The sequence below is a fragment of the Haloactinomyces albus genome (assembly GCF_031458135.1).
Lineage (GTDB): Bacteria > Actinomycetota > Actinomycetes > Mycobacteriales > Pseudonocardiaceae > Haloactinomyces > Haloactinomyces albus.
The window spans coordinates 4,854,003-4,872,949 of sequence record NZ_JAVDXW010000001.1 but is presented as its reverse complement, the minus strand read 5'-3'; the positions used below and the strand labels follow the sequence as shown (position 1 = coordinate 4,872,949).

General features: G+C 65.7%; 15 protein-coding genes. 5 read left to right on the top strand and 10 right to left on the bottom strand.

From position 1 onward, the window contains the following. Positions 1 to 3: 3 nt before the first annotated feature. The 3 genes from JOF55_RS22715 to JOF55_RS22705 form a co-directional block, all read right to left on the bottom strand. Entirely contained in the window at positions 4 to 1,476 is a 1,473-nt protein-coding gene (locus JOF55_RS22715; protein ID WP_310278121.1) for a sodium-dependent transporter, read from the bottom strand. 86 nt (positions 1,477 to 1,562) lie between these two features. Next, complete coding sequence (folP, locus tag JOF55_RS22710) at positions 1,563 to 2,432, bottom strand: dihydropteroate synthase (RefSeq protein ID WP_310278119.1); 870 nt, start codon at positions 2,430 to 2,432, stop codon at positions 1,563 to 1,565. Between the two features lie 215 nt (positions 2,433 to 2,647). Further along, the gene (locus JOF55_RS22705; RefSeq protein ID WP_310278118.1) at positions 2,648 to 3,628 is read right to left on the bottom strand and encodes a glucosyl-3-phosphoglycerate synthase; all 981 of its coding nucleotides are present in this window, start codon (positions 3,626 to 3,628) and stop codon (positions 2,648 to 2,650) included. A gap of 279 nt (positions 3,629 to 3,907) precedes the next feature. On the opposite strand from JOF55_RS22705, the gene JOF55_RS22700 reads away from it, so the two are divergent. Continuing rightward, positions 3,908 to 4,624 (top strand): dienelactone hydrolase family protein, encoded by a 717-nt coding sequence (locus tag JOF55_RS22700; protein WP_310278115.1) that lies wholly within the window; start codon positions 3,908 to 3,910, stop codon positions 4,622 to 4,624. A 13-nt stretch (positions 4,625 to 4,637) separates the two neighbouring features. On the opposite strand, the gene JOF55_RS22695 is transcribed toward JOF55_RS22700, so the two are convergent. The 4 genes from JOF55_RS22695 to sucC form a co-directional block, all read right to left on the bottom strand. Beyond that, positions 4,638 to 5,438 (bottom strand): IclR family transcriptional regulator, encoded by an 801-nt coding sequence (locus JOF55_RS22695; RefSeq protein WP_310278113.1) that lies wholly within the window; start codon positions 5,436 to 5,438, stop codon positions 4,638 to 4,640. 94 nt (positions 5,439 to 5,532) lie between these two features. Beyond that, a complete protein-coding gene (locus JOF55_RS22690; RefSeq protein ID WP_374727590.1) occupies positions 5,533 to 6,504 on the bottom strand; it encodes an aldo/keto reductase in 972 nt (323 codons plus the stop codon). A gap of 220 nt (positions 6,505 to 6,724) precedes the next feature. Continuing rightward, a complete protein-coding gene (sucD, locus tag JOF55_RS22685) occupies positions 6,725 to 7,609 on the bottom strand; it encodes a succinate--CoA ligase subunit alpha (RefSeq protein WP_310274241.1) in 885 nt (294 codons plus the stop codon). A 3-nt stretch (positions 7,610 to 7,612) separates the two neighbouring features. Continuing rightward, positions 7,613 to 8,779, bottom strand: a complete 1,167-nt coding sequence (sucC, locus tag JOF55_RS22680) for an ADP-forming succinate--CoA ligase subunit beta (protein ID WP_310278107.1) — start codon at positions 8,777 to 8,779, stop codon at positions 7,613 to 7,615. A 342-nt stretch (positions 8,780 to 9,121) separates the two neighbouring features. Between sucC and JOF55_RS22675 the strand changes: the two genes are divergently transcribed. Beyond that, complete coding sequence (locus JOF55_RS22675) at positions 9,122 to 9,811, top strand: GntR family transcriptional regulator (protein ID WP_310278104.1); 690 nt, start codon at positions 9,122 to 9,124, stop codon at positions 9,809 to 9,811. 298 nt (positions 9,812 to 10,109) lie between these two features. Here JOF55_RS22675 and JOF55_RS22670 read toward each other — a convergent pair whose 3' ends face one another. The 3 genes from JOF55_RS22670 to JOF55_RS22660 form a co-directional block, all read right to left on the bottom strand. Continuing rightward, positions 10,110 to 11,078, bottom strand: a complete 969-nt coding sequence (locus tag JOF55_RS22670; protein WP_310278101.1) for a 2Fe-2S iron-sulfur cluster-binding protein — start codon at positions 11,076 to 11,078, stop codon at positions 10,110 to 10,112. After that, positions 11,075 to 13,051, bottom strand: a complete 1,977-nt coding sequence (locus tag JOF55_RS22665) for an NAD(P)H-dependent oxidoreductase subunit E (RefSeq protein WP_310278099.1) — start codon at positions 13,049 to 13,051, stop codon at positions 11,075 to 11,077. Before JOF55_RS22665 ends, JOF55_RS22670 begins: the two co-directional genes overlap by 4 nt. Positions 13,052 to 13,163: 112 nt before the next feature. Beyond that, a complete protein-coding gene (locus tag JOF55_RS22660) occupies positions 13,164 to 14,177 on the bottom strand; it encodes a 2-dehydropantoate 2-reductase (RefSeq protein WP_374727589.1) in 1,014 nt (337 codons plus the stop codon). A 195-nt stretch (positions 14,178 to 14,372) separates the two neighbouring features. Between JOF55_RS22660 and JOF55_RS22655 the strand changes: the two genes are divergently transcribed. The 3 genes from JOF55_RS22655 (at position 14,373) to frc (ending at position 18,947) form a co-directional block, all read left to right on the top strand. Next, on the top strand, positions 14,373 to 15,578 hold the full coding sequence (locus tag JOF55_RS22655; protein ID WP_310278091.1) for a molybdopterin molybdotransferase MoeA: 1,206 nt from the start codon (positions 14,373 to 14,375) through the stop codon (positions 15,576 to 15,578). Between the two features lie 299 nt (positions 15,579 to 15,877). After that, positions 15,878 to 17,614 (top strand): thiamine pyrophosphate-binding protein, encoded by a 1,737-nt coding sequence (locus JOF55_RS22650; protein ID WP_310278088.1) that lies wholly within the window; start codon positions 15,878 to 15,880, stop codon positions 17,612 to 17,614. Between the two features lie 103 nt (positions 17,615 to 17,717). Next, positions 17,718 to 18,947, top strand: coding sequence for a formyl-CoA transferase (gene frc, locus JOF55_RS22645; protein ID WP_310278084.1), 1,230 nt, complete (start codon positions 17,718 to 17,720; stop codon positions 18,945 to 18,947).

The window sequence follows — 18,947 nt, the reverse complement described above, 5'->3', positions numbered from 1 at the left end:
GGTTCATCTGTCGGAGCTCTCGGCCGATTCCCGGCTCACCGATCCTGCCTCCACCTTCTCGGCCAAAAAGCGGTTGAGCAGCAGCAGCACAACGGCGAGTGCGCCCCACTGCAGCAGCATCGTTCCCAGACTGAACTCCTGGAACGGATTCCACCAGTCCGCGACGCCACTGACCGACTGCAGGATCCACCAGCCGAACAGGACGGCGAACATCACCGGGAACGCGTAGAGACACGCGCTCCACCACGCTCCGAGGCGGATGTCGCTGACAGCGTCGATCTCGCGCCGTGCCCGTTCCACGCCGTACTTCAGCATCGCCAGCGCGGCACACAACCCACCGAGCAGCAGCCCGATACCCCACACGTTGTCCTGGTTGGTGAGGAAGTCGACGCTGTAGGCCGACGGGATACCCGCGATGAAGACGACTCCCACCACCCAGGGAACCGCGCGTTTGCGGGTCATGCCCATGTCCATGACATTGCGGGTCGCCAGTTCCGTCATCGCGATGAGGCTGGAGACTCCGGCCAGGAACAGCGCGAGGAAGAACAGTACGGCGAAGACCGTGCCGCCGGGCATCCGACCGAGCAGTTCGGCGAAGTAGACGAACGCGAGTCCCTGGTTGCCCGCCCCGGCGGCTTCCGCGGCGAACTCCGCCCCGCGGAACGCGAAAACCGCACAGAGCACCGCCGCCCCGGCCATCAACGAGGCGAAGAGATTGGCGGCGCACACGACTGCCGCATTGAGACTCATGTCCTCGCGGCGTCGCATGTAGACCGCGTAGGTCAGATACAGTCCCCAGCCCGCACCGGTCGAGAAGGCCATCTGCGTGAATGCCTGCAACCACACTTCGGCCTCACCGAGCCGCCCCCATTCGGGGACGAACATGTACCGCAGACCGTCGAGAGCCCCCGGCAAGGTGACCGCGCGGGCGACCAGAACGGCCAAGACGACGAACAGTGCCGGTACGGCGACCTTGAGCAGGGATTCGAATCCCCTCTTGAGGCCGCGATGAACAACCACTCCCACCAGCAGAATGGACAGGGCCTGAAACCCGATGGTCTGCGCCGGGCTCGCGATGAATCCGTCCCAGACCGCCTGGGTGTTCACACCCTGCTGAAATGTTCCGGTGAGTGCGTAGAGCAGGTATCGCAGCGCCCAGCCGCACACCACCGAGTAGTAGAACAGGATTCCCACGGTGATGAAACCCATGTAAGCGCCCAGCCAGGCGAACTTCCTTCCCATGAAATCGCGGAAGGCGCCCACCGTGCCGAGTCGAGCTCTCGACCCGAGCAACGACTCCGCCATGAGGATCGGAATCGCCCACACCAGGTTCGCGACGACGAGGGCGATCAGGAAAGCACCGCCGCCCCACTCGCCCACCACGCGTGGGAACCGCCAGAGGTTACCCGTCCCCACGGCCATGCCCACTGCGGCGGCGATGAAGGCGAACCTGCTTTTGAAGACCTCTTGTGCCACGCGGAACCCTACTCTCCACTCCTGCAGCCACCCGACCGTCGAGCCGCCGTGGCGTGTCGGAATGGTTACCCATCGCAGTGATCCGGTCAAGCCAACCCGCGAACACAGGCCGACGGGTCCCGATATCCCCGGATGCTGGCCACCATCTCCACCACCTGACGGGTCTGCCGCACTTCATGCACCCGAAAAACGGAGGCCCCCGCGTTCGCGGCCACTGCAGTGGCGGCGAAGGTGCCGGTCACCCGCTCCTCCAGGCCGACGCCCAGCGTTTCCCCGATGAAGTCCTTGTTGGACAGCGCCATGAGAACCGGCCAACCCGTCGCCACCAGCTCATCGGTGTGGCGCAGCAGCGCGAGACTGTGCCAGGTGTTCTTGCCGAAATCGTGCGTCGGATCGATCAGGATCCCGTCGCGGGGAACGCCCAGCGCGGCGGCGTGCTCAGCCCGTTGGCAGGTCTCCTCGATGACCGAACGCACGAGATCCGGATAGCGCACCCGATGCGGCCGGGTGCGTGGAGGCACTCCCCCGGTGTGGGAGCACACGTAACCCGCACCGAACTCGGCTGCGGCCTCGACCAAGCTCGGGTCCGCCCCCGCCCAGGTGTCGTTGAGCAGATCGGCTCCGGCCGCACAGGCCTCGCGACCGACTTCATGGCGCCACGTGTCGACACTGATGACGAGATCCGGGAATTGTTCACGCACGGCTGCGACGAACGGCACCACACGGCGTATCTCCTCCGCCACGGAGACCTCGGCTCCGGGGCCCGCCTTCACTCCACCGACATCCACCATGTCGGCGCCGTCCCCCACTGCGCTGTGCACTGCGGACATCGCCGCCTCGGTGGAGTAGGTCGCGCCCTTGTCGTAGAACGAGTCCGGGGTCCGGTTGACAATGGCCATGACCAGCGGACGATCCCTCGGCAGCTCACGTCCTCGCAACCGCAGTGGTAACTGCATCAGATCCTCTCCAGGCTGACCGGATCGCACGGCAGCTCGGCATTTCGACCCGTGCCTGCCCGGTCCTCGATCGGCGAAGCCCCGGAAGACACGAGATACCGGCAGTGTGGTGACCCCGCATTCGGCGGCGATCGCCCTCGAACCAAACCGAATTCACCGTACCGGAGCAAACCTCTCCGACTCCACGACCGTGGACCACACCGCACAGCGCCGGTTCACCGAACCCACCGTCCCCCTTGCCTGCGGACGTCGCGGATCGGTGGACGCTCCTCGGTCATCATGTCGTGCAGCCGGGGCAACCATTCGCCCTCGACCTGCACGAACTGAGCGAAGAAATCCGAGTCGGGAACGTGCTCGCGAGTGGGGCCGACCTCGGTGCGGGTCAGGGCCGCACCGAGGACTTGCCGGGCCATCACTCCGAGCTGCAATAAGTCACGGTGACGATGTTTGCGCACTCCCAGGTTGACCTGGGCGAGACCGTCCAATCCGTGCTGTTCGTGTGCGTCGAGAAGCAGACCGATCTCCACACCGTAGCCGGGTGCGAATGGCACGGACTCCAGAAATTCCCGGCGAGCTGCGTATTCCCCGCCCAATGGCTGTACGACTCCGGCCAGCTCGGGTCGTAAGGCGGACAGCACCGGGCGTGCCAGCAGCTCGGTGACCCGCCCGCCGCCGGTTTCTCGTTCCCGGTCCTCCTCGGTGTCCAGGCGCAGCGGTCGGCGGTAAAAACCCTTGACCAGGACCGGTTCGGTGTCGGTCAGCAGTGGTCCGAGCAGGGCAAGAACGAAATTCGCCTCGAAGTCGACCAGGTCGGAGTCGACGAACACGATCAGGTCTCCGGAGGTGGCAGCAAGGGAACGCCACAGTACTTCTCCCTTTCCGGGCCGTGGTTCGAACTCCGGCAGCACTTCATCACGCCGGACAACGCGAGCTCCGGCACGCCGCGCGACCTCGACGGTGCGGTCCTGCGAACCGGAGTCGACCACGACGACTTCATCCACCAGCGGTCGTCCCGGGGATGGATCGGCCAGCGGCAGGATCGCCGCAACGACTGCGGCGACCGTGTCCTGTTCGTTCAACGCGGGTAGCACGACACTGACTGCGCGGTCGCCCTTTGCCCGCACCAGCTCCTCGACAGACCATCGGGGAGCTTGCCAGCTACGGGTGGTGAACCACCGCTCCGCCTCAGGCAGCATTGCCCTCCGTTCGCACTTCCGACGTATATGCAGCTTCACCGCGGTGGTCTCCTCGCCGGTGAGCTTTCGGCCCACATCGGCGATCCCCACGAATTCGCAGGCCACCACAACCTGCAGGCTATCGGGTCCGCCAGGAGCACACCGGAGCACTGGCTCCTCTCCGAACAGCCCCGTGGCTCGACGCTGCTGTGGTCGTCGATCGTCGGCCGGAGCGGCTGCGGGCTCCCACGGCCTCTCCCGAGCCACGCAGGAAGCATGATCACGACTAGGATCGATGATATGTCCACCGAGATCACCACCTCGCACATCACCGCGAATTCCTTGCGCGCCTACCTGTCACGGCCGCAGGAAGACAGTGGGGCCGGAATGCTGCTGTTGCCGATGATCACCGGCATCGGAGAGCAGCTGCGCGAGTTCGCCGATGACATCGCTGGTGCCGGAGTCACCGCCCTGTCCTGGGATCCCTGGCATGGCCCCAGCTCGGACGACACCTCGCGCGAGGAGCTGCACCGGCTGCTGACCGAACTCGATGACGAGACCGTGCTGGCCGAGCAGGGACGACTGCTGGAGTACATGTTCGGCACGCTCGGGCTGCGCCGTGTCGGTGTCATCGGGTGGTGCCTCGGCGGGCGCTTCGCCTTCCTGCTGGCCGGCCGGGACCAGCGGGTGGCCAACGTGGTCGCTTATCACCCGACCGTCCCGATCCCGCCAGCGGCCAACCACACCCTGGATACCGTGGAACATGCCGGGCGCATTCAGGCGCCGGTGATGATGCTCTACCCCGGTGCGGACAGCATGGTTCCCCGGGAAAGTTTCGACAATCTGCAGACCGCGCTGAACAACCGCGAGACCGGCCCCAGCATCGTGCACCTCTACCCCGGAGCCGAGCACGGCTTCAGTGATCGGGGCAGGCAGAACAAGCAGGTCAACGCCGACGCCTACGCTCAGTCCTGGCCGCAAGCACTGGAATTCATCACAGCAACCACGCGGCACTGACCGCGTCGGCCGCTCACCACTGCGGCAGGGACCGCAGATCGGCCTGCGCGTCAGCGATCATGGCCTTGAGTTCACGCGCGAAAACCGGGATACGCTGCTGACCGAACCTCGCCGACGGAGCGGAGATGGAGACCGCTCCGAGTGCTTCTCCCGCTGCGTCGTACACACAGGCCCCGAGAGCCGACACGCCCGCTTCCGTGCCCTCGATGTTGAGGCTGTAGCCGCATGTCCGAACGGAGTCCAGCTCCCGCAGCAACTTCGACCACGCCTCCCCCGACAACGACGAATCCCCGACATCGGCCGGTTCCCGCTCGGTCGAGGCAGCGGTTCCGGAAGTATACAGCCGTTCGAGCTGTTCCGCTTCCAGTTCCGCGAGCAGAGCCTTACCTCCCGAGGTCAGATGCGCGGGCAGGATCGTGCCCTGACGATCACCCACGTGCAACACCTGTGTGGACTCGACACTGGCGAGGAACCGGGTCTGGATACCGACCCGGACGATGAGGTTCACGGTTTCCTGGACACGTTCACACAACGCGTCCAGGTGCGGAGCCAGACATCTGCGGAACTGCTGCAGCGGGCGACCGACCACCTGACTCGCGGCCAGTGCGGGTCCGGGAACATAGGTGCGGCGGTCATCCTGCATCGCGAAGTCCCGATACACCAGCATCGACAGCAGGCGATGGGCGGTCGAGCGGGCGATGCCCAGTTCTTCGGCAGCCTCACTGACCCGCAGATTTCCGTGGTCACGAAGCATCTGCAGCAGCAGAAGCGCGTTGTCCACGGACGCCAGCGCATACGAGGGCTTGTTCTTCATGGAAGAAGACTATTCTTTTCACGTGAACAATGCATCAAGAGGCCCCGTGGGGCCGTTCCGGCATTCCACCGTCGGAGCGGCCCCGGCCGACTGATCACTGTTCGAGCCGAGCGGAGAGCTCCGGTGCGTAGCGGTCACCGGCCGCCGCACCGACCGGGAACAGCTCGGTGAGCTCGTCGACAACGGAGGCGTCGAGCGGCTCGCGTGCGGCCTCGGCGTTGGCCAGCACGTTGGCCATCCGCCGGCTGCCCGGGATCGGGACGATGTCCTCGCCCTGAGCCAGCAGCCATCCCAGCGCCAGTTGAGCGGGAGTGCGCCCGAGCTCATCGGCGCGTTGCCGCAGCCGGTCGACCAATGTCAGGTTCTGCTGCAGATTTTCCTCGGCAAAGCGCGGGTAGCGCTGTTGGCGCTGCTGCAGGTTCTCCACCTGTGCGGCTTCCCGGAATCCACCGGTGAGCACGCCCCGTCCCAACGGTGAATAGGCCACCAGGCCGACGCCGAGCTCGCGCAGCGCGGGCAGCAGGCGGGTTTCCGGCTCTCGCGTGAACAACGAGTATTCCTGTTGTACCGCGGTGATGGGATGGATGCCGTGGGCACGGCGCAACGTGTCGGCATTGACCTCGGACAGCCCGACGTGGCGCACCTTGCCTGCCTGCACCAGCTCGCCGAGCGCACCGACGGTGTCCTCGATCGGCGTCGTCGGATCGACCCGATGCAGGTAATAGAGGTCGACGTGGTCCGTTCCCAGGCGGCCGAGGCTCGCATCGATCGCCTTGCGCACATATTCCGGACGACCGCGCCCGGTATCGCTGCCCGCCCCGAACTTCGTCGCCAGGAACACCTCATCGCGCCTGCCCGCGATCGTGCTCCCGATCAATCGCTCGTTATGGCCGTCGCCGTAGACGTCGGCGGTGTCGAGGAAAGTCAGGCCGATGTCGAGCAGGTGCCGGAGCAGTTCCGTCGATTCGGCATCGTCGGCCTGCCCGTACACGCCGGACAATCCCATGGCGCCGTACCCGACAGCGCTGACCTCGGGGCCCTTCCTTCCGAGATGACGGGTGGGCAGACGAGAAGTGGGACTCGCAGCGGACACAGGATCCTCCGTTCGGTACTGGTCGGCCGTTCTCGGCCCCGAGAACGGGGCCGAGAACGGATCGTCCATTCCAGGATGCCTTGTTGCCCTCGCAGGCAGGAGACCACTCACCGGTTCCCGCCGAATCCGTTCTCCGCCGGAGAGCACCGGACCAACACGGGCCTGCTTGCTTTCCGGCGGGAACGTCGGTCGTTCAGTCCTTGACGATGGTGCGCATGAGTTGGGCGGTTTCGCTGGGGGTCTTGCCGACCTTGACCCCGGCGGCTTCCAGCGCGTCCTTCTTGGCCGAGGCCGTGCCCGCCGAGCCGGAGACAATGGCCCCGGCATGGCCCATGGTCTTGCCCTCGGGCGCGGTGAACCCGGCGACATAGCCCACCACCGGCTTGCTGATGTGGGCCTTGATGTACTCGGCGGCCCGCTCCTCGGCATCCCCACCGATCTCACCGATCATCACGACCGCCTCGGTGCCCGGATCATCCTCGAACGCCTGCAACGCATCGATGTGCGTGGTCCCGATAACCGGATCCCCCCCGATGCCCACACAGGTGGAAAACCCGATATCACGCAGCTCATACATCATCTGATACGTCAACGTACCGGACTTGGACACCAACCCGATCTTCCCACCGGCGGTGATATCGGCCGGAATGATGCCCGCATTCGACCGGCCCGGCGAAATCACCCCCGGACAGTTCGGGCCCACAATCCGGGTGGCATTGCCCCGGGCAGTGGCATACGCCCAGAAATAAGCCGCATCGTGCACCGGAATCCCCTCGGTGATCACCACGGCCAAGCCGATCTCCGCATCGATGGCCTCGACCACGGCCTCCTTGGCGAACTTCGGCGGCACGAACACCACCGACACATCCGCGCCGGTCTCCTTCATCGCCTCGGCCACACCACCGAACACCGGCAGCGCACGACCCTCGATCTCGACACTCTGCCCGGCCTTGCGGGCATTGACCCCACCGACGATGTCGGTGCCCGACCGCAACATCCGCGCGGTGTGCTTGGTGCCCTCCGACCCGGTGATGCCCTGGACGATGACCTTACTGTTCTCGTTGAGGAAGATAGCCATCGTTCACGCCCTCGCAGCCAGCTCGGCGGCCTTATCGGCCGCGCCGTCCATCGTGTCCACCATTGTCACCACAGGATGGTTCGCCTCGGACAGGATCCGGCGGCCCTCGTCAACATTGTTGCCATCCAGCCGCACCACCAACGGCTTGCTCGCCTCACCACCGAGCATCTCCAGCGCCTGCACGATCCCGTTGGCCACCGCATCACACGCGGTGATCCCCCCGAAAACGTTGACAAACACCGACCGGACATCCGGATCCCCGAGGATCACATCCAGCCCCGCAGCCATCACCTCGGCCGACGCGCCCCCGCCGATGTCCAAGAAGTTCGCCGGCTTGACACCCCGGTGCGCCTCTCCCGAATAGGCCACCACATCCAGCGTGGACATGACCAAACCCGCACCATTACCGATGATGCCGACCTCACCATCAAGCTTGACATAGTTGAGGTCCTTGGCCTTCGCCTTGGCCTCCAACGGGTCCTGCGCGCCCTCATCAGCCAGTTCGGTCTGCTGGGGGCGGCGGAACGCGGCATTGCCATCCACAGTGACCTTGCCGTCCAGCGCCAGCACAGTGTCCTGGTCGTCCTTGGCCAGCGGGTTGATCTCGACCAGCGTGGCATCCTCGGCCACGAAGGCCTCCCAGAGCTGGACGGCCACCGCCACGACCTGATCGGCAATGTCGGCCGGAAACTTCGCGGCCTCGACGATCTCGCGTGCTTTGGCCTCGTCCACACCCCGGGTCGGATCAATCGGCACCCGCGCCAGCGCCTCGGGCTTGGTCGCCGCGACCTCCTCGATCTCCATGCCGCCCTCGACGGAGGCCAACGCCAGGAAATTCCGGTTGGCCCGATCGAGCAGGAACGAGAAGTAGTACTCCTCGACGATGTCGGACGCGGAGGTCACCAAGACCCGCCGCGTCACATGCCCCTTGATGTCCAGCCCGAGGATTCCCTCGGCCTTCTGTCCCGCCTCGTCCGGGGTCTCGGCCAGCTTCACACCACCGGCCTTACCGCGACCCCCGGTCTTCACCTGGGCTTTCACAACCACGGGGCCGCCGAGTTCCTCGGCAGCTGCCTTTGCCCCGTGCACATCGGTGGCCACGGAACCGGGCAGCGTCGGCACTCCGTGGGCGGCGAAGATCTCCTTCGCCTGGTACTCGTAGAGGTCCACTCGACTCTCCTTCACCCGACGGTTTTGCATACAGTATGCAGTAGATTCTCGAGGGCGCCAAGAGTTCCGCTCGACGGAGAACGCAGCGCCGCAGCGCCACATGCCCGTCTGATCCCCTCGTGAGACCGTCATGTGGCTCCCGCGGCACCTGCGCGAGAATGAAACCGGCCCGACGAAAACAGGGTGTGATCAGCCTCTCCTCCGAAGAAGAGCGCCGCGCCGGAATCCGTCAACCACCAGCCGCAGGGATACTGTATACTGAAAACCACTGGAATCGTACGAACGCAGCCGCAGGACCAGCACGGCCGCTGGGCTGCCCTGCCACTCTTGGGAGTTCGCCCTATGTCGCTGCCGTCAGGACTGCCGCAGGAGCTCTCCTCCCGTCAGGTCGCGCGTCCTGTCCCGCTCCGGGAAACCGTCTACGAAGCCATCCTCGAAATGATCGTCACGGGCGATCTCAAACCGGGACAGCACCTGGTGGAAAAGGAACTGGCGGAACTGCTCGGTGTCTCGCGCCAGCCTGTCCGGGAAGCCCTGCAGTGGCTGCAAAAGGACGAGTGGGTCGATCTACGCCCGGGATACGGCGCCTTCGTCCACGTTCCCACTTCCGAGGAAGCCGACCAACTGCTGAGCGTACGCACGCTGTTGGAAGCCGAGTCCGCGCGTCTGGCAGCCACCCAGGCAAGTGAAGCAGGCGTCGACCGGCTTCGCGAGATCCACGAACGCGGCGTCGCAGCGCTCGCCGAGGACGACATCGACACCGTCGTGGCGGCCAATGCCGAGTTGCACAGCTGCATCACCGAGCTTTCCGGCAACAAGGTGCTCATGGAACTGACGGAACAGGTCGGCCGCAGAGTCCGCTGGTATCACACTCCGGTCGCCCGGCACCGCGGTGAGCAGTCCTGGACCGAGCACGCCGCGATGATCGAGGCGATTTCCCAGGGCGAGGCCGAGCGCGCGGCGACATTGATGCGGGAGCACACGGAGCACACCCGAGAGTCCTATCTCGAGCAGAACGGCGAGGACGAGTAGTCGGCCACGACGACCCTTCCGCGCCGCCGCGAGCCGAGCAGTAGTACGGCGATCCGCCCTTTCAGGGCCGTCGGCGCGCACACCCGCTCGCGTGCACCCACGCTCAATCGCAGTTGACTCGCGGAGCGTGGCTGAGCATCGTTAGCCCGGTGAGCAGGACTGCATCGGTTTCCGGTGGAACTGTGCACCCCTGCGTCCGGGGGAGAATTGAAGTTTTAGGGAAAACTTCAATCCCACCCGGACGCGGGACCAGAGCCGAACTCACAATACGTCGTGCTCTCACCACAACCGCACGCCCCTACTCCTGTTCTGTGGCCGGTTCTGCGGACTCCTCCGTTCGACGCTCGTGGCTTTGCATGTGTTCCCAGCCGAAACGGCCCTTGATGCAGAGATTGCCGTGAGTTACGGAATTGTCGTGCGGCGAGGTGACACGGACGATCTCGTTGTCCTGGGTGTGCAGGGTGAGGTTGCAGCCGACGCCGCAGAACGTGCAGACGGTGGTCGTCTGCTGCTGGCGCTCCTCGTCCCAGGTGCCCTCGGCGCGCATGTCGAACTCCTTTTTGAAGCTCAACGCCCCGGTCGGGCAGACCTCGATGCAGTTGCCGCAGTACACGCACGCGGAATCCGGGAGTGGGTTCGCGAACTCCGTGGAGATCCGCGCGTCGAAACCGCGGCCGGCAACGGTGATGGCAAAGGAGTTCTGCCACTGCTCACCGCAGGCGTCCACGCACTTGTAGCACAGGATGCACTTGCCGTAGTCACGAACGTAGAGATCGTTGTCCACTTTGGCCGGCTGGGACACGGTTGCCGCCACGGTCCCGTCCGGCTCCTCGTGCTCACCGGGCGGCCGCTCGTCGTGGTCGTCGGCGGGAGGCTCCGGGGGACCGAACCGCTCCGGCTTCGCCTGGTACTCCGCCATCCACTCGGCGACGTGCGGCGTCGTGGACAGGTCGGCAGCGGAACCGAGCAGTTCGAGGACCATCTTGCGGCTGTGCCGGGTGCGCTCGGAATCGGTGTGCACCGTCATCCCGCCGGTGACCTTGCGGGAACAGGAGGGCACCAGTGTCCGGGAGCCCTCCACCTCCACCATGCACACGCGGCACGCGTTCGCCGGACGCAAGGTGTCGCCGTAGCACAGGGTCGGGATGGATTTGCCCACCGCGGTGCACGCATCCAGGATGGTCGATCCCTCCGGGACACTGACTGTCTCACCGTCCAGTGTGAAGTCCACCATCCTGCGCGGCAGGCCGAGATCGACGACGGTCATGCGGATCCTCCTTTCGACAGCGTGCCGAGTCGGTCGATCGCCGATTCGACCGCGTTCCAAGCGGTTTGTCCCAGGCCACAGATGGACGAGTCCCGCATCACCTGACCGACCTCGCGCAACAGACCGAGGTCGTCGCCGTCGGTGGCCTCCTTGCCGTCGACCATGCGGTGCAGCGCCTCCTCCTGGCGCACCGTTCCGACCCGGCACGGCACGCACTGCCCGCACGACTCGTCGCGGAAGAACGACGCGATCCGCAACAGCATGGCGGGGAGGTTCACCGTGTCGTCGAAGACGAGAACCACGCCGGAACCGAGCGTGGTGCTCGCTTCCTGAGCGTCCTCCATCGTCAGCGGGAGGTCGAGCTCGTCGGGCCGGACGAAACCGCCGGCCGCCCCTCCCAGCAGCACTGCGCGCAGCTCGCGCCCGTCACCGACTCCTCCCGCGAGCTCGAGCAGTTCGCGCAGCGTCGTTCCGAGTGCGACCTCGTACAGTCCGGGCCGGGCCACGGTGCCGGACAGGCAGAACAGTCTGGTGCCCGTCGATCGCTCCGTGCCGATGCCCGCGAATGCCGCGCCGCCCTCTGTGAGGATCAAGGGCACGTTGACCAGCGTCTCCACGTTGTTGACCACGGTCGGTTTGCCGAACAGCCCCTCCTCGACCGGCAGCGGCGGTTTGCTGCGCGGCTCGCCGCGGTACCCCTCGATGGAGTTGAACAGCGCGGTTTCCTCACCGCAGATATAGGCTCCGGCGCCCCGGCGAATCTCGATGTCGAAGTCGAAACCCTCGTGGCCCATGATGCTGCGACCGAGAAAGCCCCGTTCACGGGCCTGCGTGATCGCGTTGGCCAGTCGACGCGTCGCCCGTGGATATTCGCCACGAATGTAGAGATAGCCCTTGGCGCATCCGTTGGCGAAGCCTGCGATCGTCATCGACTCGATGACGGAGAACGGATCTCCCTCCATGAGCACGCGGTCCTTGAAGGTGCCCGGCTCGCTTTCGTCGGCATTGCACACGAGATAGTGCGGTCGCACCGGTTGGGAAGCGGTGCTTTCCCATTTGCGCCCCGTGGGAAACGCCGCACCTCCGCGTCCCATCAGTTTCGCGTCCGTGACCTGTTCGATGACTTCCGCAGGCCCCATGCGCAGGGCGTTGCGCAGCGCGGCATAGCCGCCGTGGGCGCGATAGTCGTCCAGGCTGTCCGGGTCCACACGGCCGATCCTGCGCAGCAGTCGCAGCTCGGGACTCCCCGATTGGGGGATGGACTCGCTTACCGGGGATTCCTCCTCCGTGTCGGTCGGGCCGCAACGCGCCACCTCGGCGACCGCTCCGGCATCGGCGGGTGCGAGCAGTTGCGTGCGAGCGGGCTCACCCGCCTCGAAAGCCAGCACCGCAGGTGCGCGCTCGCACGCCCCCAAGCACGGGCTGTGCTGCCACATCATCCCGTCGAGCGCCGTACCCGCCTGCCCGAGGGACTGCTCCAGCCTGCTGCACAGCTCGGCGGAACCACGTGCCTTGCAGGCCAGGTCGGTGCAGACGTGGACCACCTTCGGTGGCCGGGGGCGCACGGCGAACAGTGCGTAGAAGCTCGCCACGCCGTACGCGTCGGCCGGAGGCACCGAGAGCCGTTCACAAAGGTGGTTCAGCGCTCCCTGACTGATCCAGCCGACCCGGTCGTGCACGGCGTGCAGGGCAGGCAACAGCATGTCCCGCCCGTGCCGGACACCGTGCCCGTTCCCGGGATCGTCACCGTGTCCCGAACCATTGCCAGACACCGGGCCATTGCCATCCCCGGAGCCGTTGCCAGGAACGGGGACGTGACCGTTTCCGTGCGCCTGCCCGTCCTTGTGCGCGTGAACATGACCGTTGGCGGGGTCCGGCCCGACTCCGTTCACCGGCTCGGGCGGACCGAGCAGGCCGTCCACTGCAGCCCGCTCGGCTTCGGTCGGCGTGGCATCAAGATAATGCAGATCCACGGCAGCTCCTCATCTGCGATCGGACGCCGATCCTCACCCGGTGGGTGAAATCGTCAGCCGGGCGATGCCAAAACCAGCGTCGGTGTGTGGCGACCAAAGCGAAACAGGCAGGTCAGGATGCCGGCGCCGCGGCCACCGAAGGTGCCCCGGATGCCGCGTCCTCGATTTGTTGGTTGAGTAGGTCCGCAAGTGCGTTGATCGTACGCAATGTCGGTGCCGCGACACCAGCCAAATCGGCCAGCTCCACGACCGCGGCGAGCAGCACATCCAACTCCAGGGGTTTGCCTTTTTCCAGGTCCTGCAGCGTTGAGGTCTTGTGTTCACCGGTGCGCTCGGCGCCTGCCATCCGACGCTCGATGGCGATGTCCGGGTGGCATCCCAGTCCGGCGGCGACCTCGAGAGTTTCGCGCATCATCGTGGTGACGAGCTCTCGAACATCCCGATGCCGACACATGCCCGCCAGCGTGGCCCGAGTGAGTGCGCTGATCGGATTGAACGCGATGTTTCCCATCAACTTGATCCAGATCTCCGGACGCAGATCCGATTCCACCGGACACTTGAGACCACCTGCCACCATCGCGTCGCTGAACTCCCGACACCGTTCGGACAGGCTGCCATCCGGCTCGCCGATGGAGAACCGGGTTCCTTCGAGATGTCGCACCACTCCGGGCGCTTCGAGTTCGGTGGCCGCATAGACGACGCAGCCGATGGCGCGATGCAGGGACAGGGCCTCGGTCACGGCACCACCCGGATCGACGCTCTGGATGCAGTGATCTTCGTGCGCACCCGCAAGACCGTGGAAATACCACCACGGTATGCCGTTCTGCGCCGCGATGATCGTCGTTTTCTCGTGCAGCAACGGGCGGATCATCGACCCCGCGGCAGCGTAGGAGTTGGCTTTCAGACCGAGGAAAATATGGTCCACCGGCCCCACTTCCGTCGGATCGTCGGTGGCGTGGGGACGCACACTGAAATCACCTCGCGGACTCAGTACCTGCACCCCGTTACGGCGCAGCGCTTCCAAATGGGGACCTCGGGCAATGAGGTGAACCTCGGCACCGGCGCGGTGCAGGCTGGCGCCGACATACGCACCGATGGCGCCCGCACCAAGAACAGCGACTCGCACATCGAACTCCGCTCTCCCCAGGTTCGACGGATACATCAATAGCATTCAGTATACAGTATGTAAGCTTGCAGGGAAGTGCCTCTGCGCGCAATCCCGTGCACGATACTCGCAGACACCCCATCTTCGTCCACTGTGGATTTACCGGCGACCGTTACGCTCGAAAGGATCCACTGCCCCGCCACGGAGACCACTGCGATGATCAGCTCACCCCTGGAACAGGACCGGCCCTGGCACATCGCCCACCGGACCGCGGCCCACATCGCCGCCCCACTCCCGCTCACCCATGTCGCTCTCGATGCGGCACGGGGATGCACGCTGGCTCGCGACATCTCCGCCCTGATCCCCGTTCCCGCCTTCGACACCGCCGCCATGGACGGCTATGCGGTTTCCGGAGAGCCTCCGTGGACGGTGGTGGGCTGCGTACTCGCCGACCGCACGGCCAACGCACCCGCTTTGACCGAGGGCACCGCCGTGGAGATCGCCACCGGAGCCCCGGTACCTGCGGGGGCGAGCGGCGTGCTCCCACACGAGCGTGCTGAACGGGTGGGTGACACCGTGACCGGCCCGGTAGCGCCGGGGCAGCACATCCGGCGCCGAGGCGAGGAGTGCGCGGAAGGCACGTCCGTGCTCATGGCAGGCAGCAGAGTGACACCGGCAGCACAAGGACTCGTGGCCGGGCTCGGCCACGACACGCTGCCGGTGCATCCGAAACCACGCGTGTCCGTACTCGTCACCGGCGACGAACTGATCACCACCGGCCTGCCCCGGCACGGCGAAGTGCGCGATGCGATCGGCCCCATGCTCACCGGCATCATCGAGCACGCCGGAGGAATCCTCACCGGATACGACCATCTCGGCGACACCGCCGAGAAACTGGCAGGCGGGCTCGTCTCCGCCGCCCGAAGCGCCGACGCCGGGAATTCCGATGCACTGGTCGTGTGCGGCGCCTCGTCGGCAGGTCCCGCGGATCATCTGCGCGCGGTGCTTCATGACGCGGGCGCGGAGATGCTCGTCGATGGGGTGGCATGCCGCCCCGGGCATCCCCAACTGCTCGCCCGCCTACCGGAAGGCCGTCCCGTCGTGGGTCTGCCGGGCAATCCCTATGCCGCCCTGGTCGCGGCACTGACGTTGTTGACTCCCGTCCTCGATGCCCTGTCCGGGCGGCAACAGCCATCCCTGCGGCGCCTACCGTTGAGCGGCGAGGTCACGGCGCACGCTCGGGACACGCGAGTGATCACCGCACGCGATGCCGGCAACCACCTCGTTGCCGTGGGGCGGGACAAGCCGGGATTGCTCTGGGGTGCGGCGCTCGCCGACGTGCTGGCAGTGGTACCGCCCCAGTGGACCGGCGCTCCCGTGGAAGTTCTCGACCTTCCCGGCGTTCCCCGGGGAGCGCTTTGATGCCCGTTCCGGTTGAACCGAGTTCCGGCTGAGCCGAGCGAAACGACTGATCCAGCCCTCTCACCAGGCACTTTTCGTTCTTTCGGCAAAGACGCTGTGTTCACCTCTGGACAGGACCCGATCCGCAGGAGTATGCATAGCTCCATACGGTATTCAGTATGGAGCCGGTCCGAGTTCGCGCCACCCGCGAGGCACCGAAACGCCGGAAACACCGACGGCGAGTTCCACCCCTCGGGGCAGCTCACGGCCCTGCCACGTCGAGTTGTCCGTGCGCGACGTAAGGAGATGAGGACGCAAAAATGGCGCAAACCACCCAAACCACGTCCGAAAGCGTCACACCGCTTCACGCGGCCGAACAAGCTCGTGACCCCGAGCAGATCTCCGGCGGCCACCTGGTGGCGAAAGCCCTCAAAGCCGAGGGAGTCGACACGATCTTCACCCTCTGCGGAGGACATATCATCGACATCTACGACGGATGCGTCGATGAGGGGATCTCGGTCATCGACGTACGGCACGAGCAGGTGGCCGCCCACGCTGCCGACGGATACGCCCGGATCACCGGCAAGCCCGGATGCGCTGTGGTCACCGCAGGCCCCGGAACCACCGATGCGGTCACCGGTGTGGCCAACGCCTTCCGCGCGGAGAGCCCGATGCTGCTCATCGGCGGCCAGGGTGCGTTGTCGCAGCACAAAATGGGTTCGCTACAGGACCTGCCGCATGTGGACATGATGAGCCCGATCACCAAGTTCGCCGCGACGGTGCCGCACACCGAACGGGCCGCGGACCTGGTGTCGATGGCCTTCCGGGAAGCCCACCACGGCGCCCCGGGGCCGTCCTTTTTGGAAATCCCCCGGGATGTGCTCGATGCTCGGGTCCCCGTCGAGACAGCGCGCGTTCCCGAATCCGGGCACTACCGTGCTTCCACCCGTTCCGCGGGTGATCCGCAGGCGATCGAGCGGCTCGCCGAGCTGTTGCTCGCCTCGGAGAGGCCGTGCATCCTGCTGGGCAACCAGGTGTGGACCTGCCGGGCCACCGACTCCGCGATCAAGCTGGTCCGGGAACTCGACGTCCCCGCCTTCATGAACGGCGCCGGGCGCGGCACTCTGGAGCCCGACGATCCGCTGCACTACCAGCTCGCCCGGCGGCACGCCTTCAACAATGCCGACCTCATCATCATCGTCGGTACTCCATTCGACTTCCGGATGGGCTACGGCAAGCGCCTGACCAGCGAAGCCACGGTGGTGCAGATCGACCTCGACTACCGGACCGTCGGCAAGAACCGCGACGTCGACCTGGGCATCGTCGGAGATGCCGACGCGGTGCTGTCCGCCGTCGCCGACGCGTGCTCCGGCCGGATCGACAACGGCTCCGCGGGCCGCAAGGAATGGCTGCGGGAACTGCGCGAGGTCGAAACGACCGCCTACAACAAGCGGCTCCCCCGACAGCTCTCCGATGCCTCCCCCATCGATCCGTATCGCCTCGTCCACGAAATCAACGAGTTCCTCACCGAGGACTCGATCTACATCGGCGACGGCGGCGACATCGTCACCTTCTCCGGCCAGGTCGTTCAGCCCAAGGCACCCGGCCACTGGCTGGACCCGGGACCACTGGGCACCTTGGGCGTCGGCGTCCCGTTCATCATGGCCGCCAAGCACGCCTTCCCCAACAAGGAAGTGGTCTGCCTGTTCGGGGACGGTGCGCTGAGCCTCACCGGGTGGGACTTCGAGACGCTGGTGCGTTTCAACCTGCCGTTCATCGGGATCGTGGGCAACAACTCGTCGATGAACCAGATCCGGTACGGCCAGATCGAGAAGTACGGCGCGGACCGCGGCCGGGTCGGCAACACCCTCGGCCACGTCGAGTACGACAAGTTCGCCCGGATGCTCGGCGGGTACGGCGAGGCGGTCCACGACCCGGCCGAGATCGCGCCGGCCCTGCAGCGCGCACGGGAATCGGGCAAGCCCTCACTGATCAATGTCTGGGTCGATCCGGAAGTTTACGCGCCGGGAACCATGAACCAGACGATGTACAAGTGATCACGATCGCGATACGGCGAATTCGGCTCTTTCGAGTATCAATTCCGGCGCGCCGTGCATTTCTCGACGCGCATGTTCGAAAATCCGGAAAGGGGAAGGGCACATGACCAAGGCACTGGAAGGTGTCCGCGTGCTCGACATGACCCATGTTCAATCGGGCCCGTCCGCGACGCAGATTCTGGCCTGGCTGGGCGCCGAAGTCATCAAACTGGAAGCACCACACGGCGACATCACCCGTACTCAACTCAACGACGTCGACAACGGCGACAGCCTCTATTTCACGATGCTCAACTGCAACAAGCAGAGCATCACGCTCAACATGAAAAGCGATCGGGGCAAGGAAGTCTTCGCCGAGCTCGTTCGGAATTCCGATGTGCTCGCGGAGAACTTCGGGCCCGGCGCCGTGGACCGCATGGGATTCACCTGGGACAAGCTCCGGGAACTCAACCCGCGACTCATCTACGCCTCGATCAAGGGATTCGGTGAGGGTCCCTACACGCATTACAAGGCCTACGAGGTCGTCGCCCAGGCCATGGGCGGTTCCATGAGCACGACCGGGTTCGAGGACGGCCCCCCGACGGCGACCGGTGCCCAAATCGGTGACTCGGGCACCGGCATCCACACCGTGGCAGGCATCCTCGCCGCGCTGTTCCAGCGGGAACGCAGCGGGCACGGCCAGCGGGTGTCGGTGGCGATGCAGCACGCGGTGCTCAACCTCTGCCGGGTCAAGCTCCGCGATCAGCAACGGCTCACCCGTGGCCCACTGCGCGAGTATCCGAACGACGAGTTCGGCGAGGAGGTGCCGCGCTCGGGCAATGCCTCCGGTGGCGGGCAGCCGGGCTGGGCAGTGCGGTGCAAACCGGGCGGTCCCAACGACTACATCTATGTCATCGTCCAACCCGCAGGCTGGGCTCCTATCGCGAATCTGATCGGCCGACCCGAACTCGCCGACGATCCCGAGTGGAACACGCCGCAAGCACGGCTGCCCAAACTGGACAAGATGTTCCACATGATCGAGGAATGGACGATCAACCACGACAAGTGGGACGTGCTGGCTCAGCTCAACGCCCACAACATTCCGTGTGGCCCGATTCTGTCCACCCAGGAACTGATCGAGGATTCCTCGCTGGCGGACAACGACATGATCGTGTCCGTGGACCACCCCGAGCGCGGCGAATTCAAAACCGTGGGGTGCCCGATCAAGCTGTCCGACTCACCGGTGCAGGTCGAACGTTCGCCGCTGCTGGGCGAGCACAACGAGGACGTCTACCTCCACCGGCTGGGACTCGAGGAATCCGAGCTCGCCGAGCTCAAAGCGAACGGGGTGATCTGA

Coding starts and splice junctions, on each gene's coding strand:
- JOF55_RS22700 (WP_310278115.1), top strand. CDS start 3,908: ATGTCCACCGAGATCACCACCTCGCACATCACCGCGAATTCCTTGCGC.
- JOF55_RS22670 (WP_310278101.1), bottom strand. CDS start 11,078: ATGACCGTCGTCGATCTCGGCCTGCCGCGCAGGATGGTGGACTTCACA.
- JOF55_RS22675 (WP_310278104.1), top strand. CDS start 9,122: ATGTCGCTGCCGTCAGGACTGCCGCAGGAGCTCTCCTCCCGTCAGGTC.
- JOF55_RS22655 (WP_310278091.1), top strand. CDS start 14,373: ATGATCAGCTCACCCCTGGAACAGGACCGGCCCTGGCACATCGCCCAC.
- JOF55_RS22705 (WP_310278118.1), bottom strand. CDS start 3,628: ATGCTGCCTGAGGCGGAGCGGTGGTTCACCACCCGTAGCTGGCAAGCT.
- JOF55_RS22695 (WP_310278113.1), bottom strand. CDS start 5,438: ATGAAGAACAAGCCCTCGTATGCGCTGGCGTCCGTGGACAACGCGCTT.
- folP (WP_310278119.1), bottom strand. CDS start 2,432: ATGCAGTTACCACTGCGGTTGCGAGGACGTGAGCTGCCGAGGGATCGT.
- JOF55_RS22650 (WP_310278088.1), top strand. CDS start 15,878: ATGGCGCAAACCACCCAAACCACGTCCGAAAGCGTCACACCGCTTCAC.
- sucD (WP_310274241.1), bottom strand. CDS start 7,609: ATGGCTATCTTCCTCAACGAGAACAGTAAGGTCATCGTCCAGGGCATC.
- frc (WP_310278084.1), top strand. CDS start 17,718: ATGACCAAGGCACTGGAAGGTGTCCGCGTGCTCGACATGACCCATGTT.